Below are 11,340 nucleotides of genomic sequence, written 5' to 3' on the forward strand. Positions count from 1 at the left end.
CCAGCCAAGGATCTTCGACGCATGGGCCTCAAGGGTATCCGAGCGCCGGTCCCCGCCCATCGGCAACGCCTCGGCGCGACCCTCACGCCGCCACGTGGCGGCCCACCTGACGGCTGTCGCGCGTGCAATCCGCATCCTGCGGCCCGCAGCACTGGCCGACATGCCTTCATCCAGAGCGGCTACAAACCGCTGGCGCAAATCAGAAGAATACGGTTTCCCCATCCATGCCGACCTCCTTCCCGGCAATCAGCATGAATCAGAAATTGCGCCGGATGTGAATCCCAAAGATTCAACTTGGTCGCGGTCGACTCTAGCAGGATCGCTCCGGCGGTCGTTGGCGGCAGGACCGGTGCAATTGCGCGCATCCAGCCGGGCAGCCCGCGCCGCCGGGGCCGCTGCGCCAGAACCGCCGCCCGCGGCACGGTGCGGATGCCCGAGATGTCGTGAAATTCGAATCCGTCGGCCATGATCCGCAGACCGAAACAGCCGTTTCGCCATCCGATCGCCATCAGCGCCACGCCGCCCAGCGCCATTGGCCAGAGCATCATCGCCGAGAAATGCACGCCGCCGGTCTCGGCCCTGCCCAGCCAGACCGGTAATGCCAGGAACAGCGCGGCCAGCGCCGCGCCCCGGCTGCGAACCGAAGGAACGCGCGGTTCGGTTCGGGCTGCCGCCCTGCGCAAACTGCAACGGATTTCGGCAGGGCCGTGCCCACCACGTCCCGTCGGGCGCCGGTTGGCGGTCCCTTGGCCATGCGCTCTTGCGATTGCCTCGATTCCGCGCCCATATCGGCGCGACGGCGATCTGCCCCCCTTATCCCTGGACGATTTTCATGACCGACTCGGGTTTCCGCGACAGCATCTCTCGCCACCTGATCTACTCGCTCGGCACCGAGCCGCAGCGCGCCACCCTCAGCGACTGGCGCATCGCGTTGTCGCTGACCGTTCGTGATCGGCTGGTGGAGTCCTGGTTCGCCGCGACCCGGGCAACGCGAAAGGCGGGGGCCAAGCGTGTCTACTACCTGTCGATGGAGTTCCTGATCGGGCGCCTTCTGGAGGACGCGATCATCAATCTGCGCCTCGAAGACGAGGTGCGCGAGGCGCTGGCCGGGCTCGGCCTGTCCGCCGATGACGTGATCCAGGACGAACCCGATGCCGCGCTGGGCAATGGCGGTCTGGGTCGACTGGCGGCCTGCTTCATGGAATCGCTCGCCACGCTTGGCGTTCCGGCCGTCGGTTATGGAATCCGCTATGAACACGGGCTGTTCCGCCAGAGTTTCGTCGATGGACGCCAGATCGAGGAGCCCGAGGACTGGCTGACCCAGACACATGTGTGGGAGTTCCGCCGCCGCGACGTGCGTCTGCGGCTGTGCCTGGGCGGCGAGGTGGTGGAGGAGAGCGGCAAGTCCGTCTGGCGCAGTGCCGAGGCGGTGATGGCGCAGGCCTATGACACGCCGATGATCGGCTGGCAGGGGCGCTGGGCCAACACGCTTCGTCTGTGGTCCGCCGAACCCCTGCACGGGTTCGATCTCGACCGGTTCAACCGCGGCGATTTCACTGCTGCGGCCGAGGCCGAGGCGCTGGCGCGCACGATCAGCCGCGTCCTCTATCCCGACGATACGACCATGCGGGGCAAGGAATTGCGGCTCAAGCAGGAATATTTCTTCACTGCCGCCAGCCTGCACGACATCCTGCGTCGGTTCGAGGATGAGGGCGGCGCGCTGGCCGATCTGCCGAAGCGGGCCGCGATCCAGCTCAACGACACGCATCCGGCCATTGCCGGGCCGGAACTTGTGCGCCTGTTGCATGACGAACGCGGCATGCCCCTGGATCAGGCCATCGAAACCGCGCGGGGCTGTCTGTCCTACACCAACCACACGCTCATGCCCGAGGCGCTGGAGCGGTGGTCGGAGGATCTGATGTCCCGCCTTCTGCCGCGCCACATGCAACTGATCGAACGGATCGACACGGCGCATGCCGCCGAGAAGCCGGGGCGCCGTGTCGCGCTGCGTTCGGATGGCGAGGTGCGGATGGGCGAGCTTGCCTTCGTCATGGCGCACAAGGTCAACGGCGTGTCGGCGCTGCACACCGAGTTGATGAAGCAGACCGTCTTTGCGGAACTGCACCGGATGCATCCCGACCGGATCGTGAACCAGACCAACGGCGTGACACCGCGCCGCTGGCTGTTCTCGGCCAACCCGCGGCTCAGCCGACTGATCTCCGACACCATCGGCGAAGGCTGGGTTTGCGATCTGGAACGGCTGGCCGAGCTGGAGCCGAGCCTTGATGATCCCGCCTTCCTCGAGGCATTTGCCGGGGCCAAGCGGGCGAACAAGGCGGATCTGGCGGCCTGGCTGGCGGCAGAGCATGGCGTGCAGATTGACCCCGAGTCGCTGTTCGACGTGCAGATCAAGCGCATCCACGAATACAAGCGCCAGCACCTGAACATCCTGGAAACCATCGCGCTCTGGCAGGAGATCAAGGCGAACCCGAACGGGAACTGGGTGCCGCGGGTCAAGATCTTTGCCGGCAAGGCCGCGCCCGGCTATGTCTTCGCCAAGGAGATCATCCGGCTGATCAACGATGTCGCCGCGGTGGTCAATGCCGATCCCGAGACCAACCGGTTCCTGAAGGTCACGTTCCTGCCGAACTACAATGTCAGCCTTGCCGAGCGGCTGATCCCTGCCTCGGATCTTTCCGAACAAATCTCGACCGCGGGCAAGGAGGCGTCGGGCACCGGCAACATGAAATTCGCGCTGAACGGGGCGCCGACCATCGGCACGCTGGACGGTGCCAATGTCGAGATCCGCGACAGGGTGGGGGAGAAGAATTTCTTTCTGTTCGGAATGACCGCCGAAGAAGTCGTCGCGCGCCGGACCATACCGGATCACGCGCGCCAGGCGATTGCGGCCGACACGCGATTGGGCGGCGCGCTCAAGGCGGTATCGCAGGGCGTCTTTTCGCCGCGTGACCGGCACCGCTATCGCAGTTTCGTCAGCAACCTGACCGGGCATGACTATTTCCTCGTCTGCTCGGATTTCACCGCCTATTGGGACGCCCAGCGCCGCGTCGATGCGGCTTTTGCCGACCCTGCGGTCTGGTGGCCCATGGCCGCGCGCAACACCGCACGCACCGGCTGGTTCTCGTCCGACAGGACGATCCGGGGCTACATGGCCGATATCTGGGGGGCGTCGTCGCTTGATCCGGCGTGAGGACACGGCTTGCATGTCGCCGCGCGCGGCTTAGGCTGGTCGCATGAGTCCGGCCCCGACGTCCGAACCGACACCCTTCCCGCCGCCCGCGGATGCGCGGCGCTTGCAGGCCGGTGCCCATGACGATCCGTTTTCCGTGCTGGGGCGGCATGGCGGTCACCTGGCGGCGTTCCATCCCGGCATTGCGGCGCTGGAGGCGGTTTGTGCTTCGGCGATCCATCCCCTGACCCGCCACCCCGACGCGCCCGATCTGTTCACCGGCCCGGTGCCGGGCGACGGGCCCTACCGGCTGCGGGCAACGGATGGGGCGGGGAAAAGCTGGGACTACGATGATCCCTATCGCTTTGGCCCAGTGATTGGCGAGATCGACGAATATCTGCTGGGCGAGGGCACGCATCAGCGGCTGTGGCAGGTGCTGGGCGCCCATGTCCGCACGCATGAGGGCGCGCAGGGCACGCATTTCGCGGTCTGGGCGCCCAATGCCCGGCGGGTGTCGGTCGTGGGGCCGTTCAACAGCTGGGACGGACGTCGCCACCCGATGCGACGCCGTGGCGCGACCGGGGTGTGGGAGATCTTCCTGCCCGGCATCGCCGAGGGCGAGGTCTACAAATACGAGATCCTCGGGGCCGGGGGCCAAGTCCTGCCGCTCAAGGCCGACCCGGTCGGCTTCGGTTACGAACATCCGCCGGCCACCGCCAGCATCGTGCGCGACATCTCGGGCTATGGCTGGCATGACGGGGACTGGATGGCGGGGCGCGCCGGTCGCAACGCCCGCTCCGCCCCCATTTCGATCTACGAGGTGCATCTGGGCTCGTGGCGGCGCCGGATCGAGGAGGGCAACCGCCCGCTATCCTATCGCGAGGCCGCCGAGGAACTGGTCGACTACGCCGCTGAAATGGGATTCACCCATCTGGAATTCCTGCCGCTGTCCGAACACCCGTTCGACGGCTCCTGGGGTTACCAGCCGGTCGGGCTGTTCGCGCCCACCATCCGCCACGGGCCCCCGCACGAATTCCGCGACCTGATCGACGCGGCGCATCGCAAGGGGCTGGGCGTGATCCTCGACTGGGTGCCCGCGCATTTTCCGACCGACCCGCATGGGCTGGGCCGGTTCGACGGCACCGCGCTTTACGAACATGCCGACCCGCGCGAGGGGTTCCACCATGACTGGCAGACGCTGATCTACAATTTCGGTCGTGTGGAGGTCGCCAATTTCCTGTTCTCCAACGCGCTCTACTGGCTAGAGGAATTTCACGTCGACGGGCTGCGCGTGGATGCGGTGGCGTCCATGCTGTACCGCGACTACTCGCGCAAGGACGGCGAGTGGATCCCGAACATCCATGGCGGGCGCGAGAACCTTGAAGCGATCGCCATGCTGCAACGGATGAACAGCCTCACCTATGGCGAGGTGCCGGGCATCCTGACCGTGGCCGAGGAAAGCACCTCCTTTCCCGGCGTCTCGCAGCCGGTGGATGCGGGGGGGCTGGGCTTTGGCTACAAGTGGAACATGGGCTGGATGAATGACACGCTCGACTATTTCGGGCGCGCGCCGGTGCATCGGAAATACCACCATCACCAGCTGACATTCGGTCTGCTTTACGCGTTTTCCGAGAATTTCGTCCTGCCGATCAGCCATGACGAGGTGGTGCATGGCAAGGGCAGCATGCTGTCGAAGATGCCCGGCACCGACTGGGAGAAATTCGCCAATCTGCGGGCCTATTACGGTTTCATGTGGGGGCATCCGGGCAAGAAGCTGCTGTTCATGGGGCAGGAATTTGCGCAGCGGGCGGAATGGAACCATGCCGGACAACTGGATTGGAGCGTTCTGGGCGCGGAATGGCATGCGGGCGTGCAACGGCTGGTGCGCGACCTGAACGCGCTTTGCCGCGCCACGCCCGCGCTGCATCTCAAGGATTGCGAGGCCGAGGGGTTCCGCTGGATCGAGGCGAACGCGGCCGAGATCTCGGTCTATGCCTGGCTGCGCATGGGCGGTCCCGGCGATCCGCCCGTGGCGGTCGTCTGCAACCTGACGCCCGTGGAACGAACCGGGTTCCGGCTGGGCCTGCCCCTTGCCGGGACCTGGCGCGAGGTTCTCAACACCGACGCGGCTGCCTATGGCGGTGGCAATCGCGGCAATCTGGGCGGTGTTACGGCACTTGAGCGGCCGCATCACGGGATGCCCGGCTCGGCGGAATTGACGCTACCCCCGCTGAGTGTGCTCTATCTGATGCCGGACGGGATGTGACTTCGGAGGGGGAGTTTGACGATGGAAATGCGCTACAGTCGATTGTCGAGCCGCAGCATGGCCTTCGTGCTGGCCGGCGGGCGCGGCAGCCGGTTGATGGAACTGACCGACAACCGCGCAAAACCGGCCGTCTATTTCGGCGGCAAGACGCGCATCATCGACTTCGCCCTGTCGAACGCGCTGAATTCCGGCATCCGCAAGATGGCCGTGGCGACGCAATACAAGGCGCATTCCCTGATCCGCCATTGCCAGCGCGGCTGGAACTTCTTCCGGGCCGAACGGAACGAATACCTCGACATCCTGCCCGCCAGCCAGCGGGTGAACGAACATTCCTGGTATCTGGGCACCGCCGACGCCGTCACCCAGAACATCGACATCGTGGACAGCTACGGCGTTGATTTCGTGCTGATCCTGGCGGGCGATCACGTCTACAAGATGGATTACGAGATCATGTTGCGCCAGCATGTCGCCAGCGGGGCGGATGTGACGGTGGGCTGCCTGGCCGTGCCGAAATCCGAGGCCAGCGCCTTTGGCGTCATGCAGGTGGATACGAGCGACCGGATCACCGCCTTTGTCGAGAAACCCGCCGATCCGCCCACGCTGCCGGGCGATCCGGCGACTTGCCTGGCCTCGATGGGGATCTATGTCTTCGACTGGAAATTCCTGCGCGATCTTCTGATCCATGACGCCGCGGATCCGAATTCCAGCCATGATTTCGGCAAGGACCTGATCCCCCAGATCGTGAAGAACGGCAAGGCGATGGCGCATCGCTTCGCCAAATCCTGCGTGCGGGATCATCCCGAGGCCAATGCCTATTGGCGCGACGTGGGCACGGTGGATGCGTTCTGGAAGTCGAATATCGACCTGACCGATTTCACGCCCGAACTGAACCTGTGGGACCGCAACTGGCCGATCTGGACCTATTCCGAAAGCGTGCCGCCCGCGAAATTCGTCCATGACGAGGAGGACCGGCGCGGTACGGCGGTGTCGTCGATGGTCTCGGGCGGCTGTATCATCTCGGGGACCGAGGTGCGCAACTCGCTTCTGTTCACGATGGTGCATACCAATTCCTACTCGGTGCTCGATCACGCGGTTGTGCTGCCCTATGTCGTGGTGGGCCGAAATGCGCGGCTGAAGAATGTCGTGATCGACCGCGGGGTGGTCATCCCTAGCGGGTTGATCGTCGGCGAGGATCCGGACGAGGACGCGCGCTGGTTCCGGGTGACCGAGGGGGGCGTGACGCTGATCACCCAGCCGATGCTGGACCGCAGGGCCGCCGCCGCATGATCCGGGCCCTGTCCGTCGCCTCGGAATGCGTGCCGCTGGTCAAGACCGGCGGGCTGGCCGATGTGGTCGGCGCGCTGCCCGCGGCGCTGGCGGCCGAGGGGGTCGAGATGCGGGTGCTGCTGCCGGGCTATCGGCCGGTGCTGGCCGCGCTGCCCAAGGCCGAACCCGTCTGGCATGGCGATGACCTGTTCGGCGGGCCGGTACGCCTGTTGCAGGGGACGACGGCGGGGCTGTCGCTGTTCGTCCTTGATGCGCCGCATCTCTATGACCGCCCCGGCGGCCCCTATCTGGACGAGGCCGGGCAGGACTGGCCCGACAACGACATGCGCTTTGCCGCGCTGTCGTGGATGGCCGCGCGGATCGGGGCCGAGGGTGTGGGCGACTGGCGGCCCGATCTGGTCCATTGCCACGACTGGCAGGCGGGGCTGGCGCCGATTTATCTCAAGGCGTGGGGAGTCGATCTGCCCAGCGTGATGACGGTGCACAACATGGCCTTTCGCGGGCTGATCCCGCCCGAACGGCTGGCCGCGCTTGCCCTGCCCGGCTGGGCGTTTCAGCCCGATGGAATGGAATTCTACGGCCAGATCTCGGCGCTGAAGGCGGGGCTGGTCTATGGCTGGAAGGTGACGACCGTCAGCCCCACCTATGCCCGCGAACTGGCCGGTCCGGATTTCGGCGCGGGGCTTGACGGCGTGATCCGGGCGCGTGGGGCGGATGTCTCGGGCATCCTGAACGGCATCGACGAGGCCATGTGGAACCCCGCCACCGACCCCCATATCTCGCCCTACAAGGCCCCGCGCGGCAAGGCAAAGGCCCGCGCCGCGCTGGTCGGGGAAATGGGCCTGCCCGAGGGCGATGGCCCGCTTTGCGTCGTCGTTTCCCGTCTGAGCGAACAGAAAGGGCTGGACCTGCTTCTGGAGGCGCTGCCGCGGCTGATCGTGCGGGGCGGGCGGCTGGCGCTGCTGGGCTCGGGCGATCCGGCGCTCGAGGCGGCATGGCGCGACGCGGCCGAGGCGCATCCGGGCGTCGCCGTGCGCATCGGATATGACGAGGCGCTGTCGCACCGGATGATCGCGGGGGGCGATGCGATCCTTGTGCCCTCGCGCTTTGAACCCTGCGGGCTGACGCAGCTTTACGGGTTGCGCTATGGCACCGTGCCGGTTGTCGCGCGCACCGGGGGGCTGGCCGATACGGTGATCGACGCCAACCCCGCGGCACTGGCGGCAGGCGTGGCAACGGGCGTGCAGTTCGCCCCTGTCACGGCCGGGGCGCTGGCCACCGCGCTGGACCGGCTGTGCGATCTTCATGCCGATCCCGCGACCTTCCAGAAGATCCAGCGCAACGGCATGCGCGCGCCGGTCGGCTGGGGCGTGTCGGCTGCCGCCTATGCCGCGCTTTACCGGGAGATCGCGCGCCCCCGATGACCTTGCCCAAGACGATCACCGCCGGCTGCCCGGACCCGCTCGGCGCCCATTTCGATGGCGAGGGCGTCAATTTCGCGCTGTTCTCGGAACATGCCAGCCGCGTCACGCTGTGCATTTTCGACGAGAACGGCCGCAACGAGATCGCCAATATCGACCTGCCCGAATGCACGCACCATGTCTGGCACGGCCATATCGCCGGGCTGATGCCGGGCCGGCATTACGGCTATCGCGTCCACGGACCCTATCGACCCGACCAGGGGCATCGTTTCAACCCCTACAAGCTGCTGATCGACCCCTATGCGCGGCGGCTGTCGGGGCATCCGATCTGGAACGACGCATTGATGGGCTATGAGATGGGCTCACCGCGGGCCGATCTCAGCTTCGACAAGCGCGACAGTGCGCCCTACATGCCGCGCTCCATCGTGGTGGCCGACAGTTTCGACTGGGGCGCGGATGCTCAGCCCCGCACGCCGTTGACCGAGACCGTGATCTACGAGGCCCATGTCCGGGGCCTGACCATGCGCCATCCCCAGGTCCATGCACCAGGCAGGTTCCGTGCGCTGGCCTCTGACCAGATGCTGGACCACTATGTCCGCCTGGGGATCACGGCGGTCGAACTGTTGCCCGTGCATGCCTTCCTGAACGACCGCTTTCTGGTGGAAAAGGGGCTGCGGAACTACTGGGGCTACCAGACGCTGGGCTATTTCGCGCCCGAACCGCGCTACATGGAAAACGGCGATATCGCCGAGTTCCAGCGTATGGTCGCCCGCCTGCATGCCGCCGGGATCGAGGTGATCCTTGATGTCGTCTATAACCATACCTGCGAGGGCAACGCGCTTGGCCCGACGCTGGCCTTTCGCGGTATCGACAATGCCAGCTATTACCGGCTGGCCGATGATCGGCGCCATTACATCGACGACACGGGCTGCGGCAACACGCTGAATATCGACCATCCGATGGTGCTGCGGATGGTGATGGACAGTTTGCGCTACTGGGTCGAAGTGATGCATGTCGACGGCTTCCGGTTTGACCTTGCGGCGGCGCTGGGCCGGGGGGCGGACGGGTTCGATGCGCGTGCAGCGATCTTTCAGGCGATCCGGCAGGATCCGGTCCTGTCCCGCGTCAAGCTGATCGCCGAGCCATGGGATATCGGCCCCGGCGGCTACCGGCTGGGCGGCTTTCCGGCGCCGTTCCTGGAATGGAATGACGGGTTCCGCGACGGCGTGCGCCGCTTCTGGCGGGGCGATCCGGGGCGGGCGCCGGATCTGGCCGGGCGGCTTACGGGGTCGGCCGCGCAGTTCGATCACTCGGGGCGGCCTGCCACCTCGTCGGTCAACATGATAACCGCCCATGACGGCTTCACGCTGGCCGATGTGGTCAGCTATGCCACCCGACACAACCTTGCCAATGGCGAGGAGGGGCGCGACGGGCATTCGGCGAATTACTCGGACAATCTCGGCGTCGAGGGGTCGACCGACGATCCCGCGATCCTTGCCGCGCGGGCGCAGCGGCGGCGCAACATGATGGCGACGCTGCTGCTGGCGCAGGGCACGCCGATGATCCTGGCGGGCGACGAACTGGGCCACACGCAGCAGGGCAACAACAACGCCTATTGCCAGGACAACGCGATTTCATGGCTTGACTGGCACGGGGCCGATCACGACTTCCTGCGCTTTACCGCCCGGATGATCGCCTTTCGCAAGGCGCATCCGATTCTGCGGCAGAAGCTGTTTCTCCATTCCCGCGAGCGGGACATCGACGGGATCGAGGATTTGTTCTGGCGCCGGGCCGATGGTGCGCCGATGACCCGCGCGGATTGGGAGGATCCGGAGTTGCGGCTGATCGCGGTCGAGCTGCGTACCGCGGCCGGCACGCCCGAATATGCCGCGCAGGAATACGCGATCTTCGCCGTGCTGAACGCGGGCCCCGCGGTCGACGTGTCCGTACCCGACGCCCCCGAAGGCCTGCGCTGGAGCCTACATCTGGACACTTCGCGCCCCGACCTTGTCCCCGAACCTGTCGCGGGGCCGCTGGCGATGCCCGCCGAGGCCGTGGCCGTGCTGATTCTGGAGCCCGCATCATGACAAGCGCGCTGTCACGGCTTGCCGCTATGGCGGGGATCCTGCCGCAGTATTGCGATCTGGAGGGCGTGACGCATGAGACCGACCCCGAGACGGCGCGCGCCCTTCTGGCGGCGATGGGTCTGGCCGCCGGGTCCGAGGCCGAGGCGGCCGGAACGCTGGCCGCGCTGAAGGCCCGAGAGGCCGCCCGGCCGTTGCCTGCGTGGCTCGTTCTCGAGGCCGGGTCTGCCCCGGTGCTGCGGCCGACATGCGGAGGGGCCTGGCGGCTCGAACTCGAGGACGGCACCTGCCACGAGGGTCGGGCCAAGGATACCCTTTCGCTGCCGCCCCTGCCGCCTGGCCTGCATGATCTGATCGTCGGGGGCCACCGCATGACGCTGTTATCCGCGCCGCCCCGCCTGCCGCTGCCGCCGCGCGGCTGGGGGGTGACGGTTCCGCTTTATGGCCTGCGGGATGCGGAAACGGGCGGGCTGGGGGATTACGCCGATCTCTGCGCGGTCACCGCCGGGATCGGGGCGCTGGGCGCGGGCTTTGTGGGCATCAATCCGATCCATGCTGGCTTTCCGGGCGATCCGCAGGCGATCAGCCCCTATTCGCCGTCCAGCCGAAGGCGGTTCAATGTCGCCCATCTGGCCTGTCCGGGCGAAGCCCGAACGCCTGGCGGGGCGCTTGTGGATTACGCGCCCGCCATTGCCGGGCGGCTGGCCGGCCTGCGCGCCGCCTTTGCCGCGATCTGCCCCGACGAAAGGGCGGCACTGGTCGGGTTTCGCGCGGCCGAGGGGGCGGATCTTGACCGTTTCGCCTTGCATCAGGCGCTGTCGGACCGGTTCGGCCCCTACTGGTCCGACTGGCCGGCGGCGTATCGCGCGCCCGATGCCCCGGCCGTCAGCGCCTTTGCCGCCGAGAACCCGGACGCCATTGCCTTTCACTCATGGCTGCAATTCCGCGCGGAGCGCCAGCTTGGCGATATCCGCGCAGCAGCCCGGGATGCGGGGATGGCGCATGGGCTTTACCTCGATCTGGCGGTCGGGACGCATCCCGCCGGGGCCGAGACCTGGGCCGATCCGGACCTTTTCGCACGCGGCGCAACGC

8 protein-coding genes are annotated in these 11,340 nt (G+C 66.7%); 6 read left to right on the forward strand and 2 right to left on the reverse strand.

Going from position 1 to position 11,340, the window contains the following annotated elements; translation table 11 throughout:
• Nucleotides 1–222 (reverse strand): helix-turn-helix domain-containing protein (locus tag ENN83_RS17135; RefSeq protein WP_414707640.1); only part of this gene is annotated, 222 nt, incomplete at its 3' end.
• Nucleotides 180–683 carry a hypothetical protein gene (locus tag ENN83_RS08445; RefSeq protein WP_287185928.1) on the reverse strand — a complete coding sequence of 168 codons (504 nt, stop codon included), beginning with the start codon at nt 681–683 and terminating at the stop codon, nt 180–182. The genes ENN83_RS17135 and ENN83_RS08445, both read right to left, overlap by 43 nt.
• A 149-nt stretch (nt 684–832) precedes the next feature.
• Between ENN83_RS08445 and ENN83_RS08450 the strand changes: the two genes are divergently transcribed.
• The 6 genes from ENN83_RS08450 to ENN83_RS08475 all read left to right on the forward strand — a co-directional run.
• A complete protein-coding gene (locus ENN83_RS08450) occupies nt 833–3,211 on the forward strand; it encodes a glycogen/starch/alpha-glucan phosphorylase (protein WP_287185930.1) in 2,379 nt (792 codons plus the stop codon).
• Nucleotides 3,212–3,254: 43 nt separating this feature from the next.
• Entirely contained in the window at nt 3,255–5,456 is a 2,202-nt protein-coding gene (gene glgB / locus ENN83_RS08455; RefSeq protein ID WP_287185932.1) for a 1,4-alpha-glucan branching protein GlgB, read from the forward strand.
• A gap of 21 nt (nt 5,457–5,477) precedes the next feature.
• Nucleotides 5,478–6,743, forward strand: a complete 1,266-nt coding sequence (glgC, locus tag ENN83_RS08460; RefSeq protein WP_414707641.1) for a glucose-1-phosphate adenylyltransferase — start codon at nt 5,478–5,480, stop codon at nt 6,741–6,743.
• Nucleotides 6,740–8,167, forward strand: coding sequence for a glycogen synthase GlgA (gene glgA, locus ENN83_RS08465; RefSeq protein WP_287185934.1), 1,428 nt, complete (start codon nt 6,740–6,742; stop codon nt 8,165–8,167). Before glgC ends, glgA begins: the two co-directional genes overlap by 4 nt.
• The gene (gene glgX / locus ENN83_RS08470) at nt 8,164–10,251 is read left to right on the forward strand and encodes a glycogen debranching protein GlgX (RefSeq protein ID WP_287185936.1); all 2,088 of its coding nucleotides are present in this window, start codon (nt 8,164–8,166) and stop codon (nt 10,249–10,251) included. The genes glgA and glgX overlap by 4 nt, the downstream gene beginning before the upstream one ends.
• Nucleotides 10,248–11,340, forward strand: a 1,093-nt coding sequence (locus tag ENN83_RS08475; protein WP_287185938.1) for a 4-alpha-glucanotransferase, incomplete at its 3' end; no start/stop codon positions are given. The genes glgX and ENN83_RS08475, both read left to right, overlap by 4 nt.

The sequence above is a fragment of the Rhodovulum sp. genome, assembly GCF_011048875.1.
GTDB classification, from domain to species: Bacteria; Pseudomonadota; Alphaproteobacteria; order Rhodobacterales; family Rhodobacteraceae; genus Rhodovulum; species Rhodovulum tesquicola.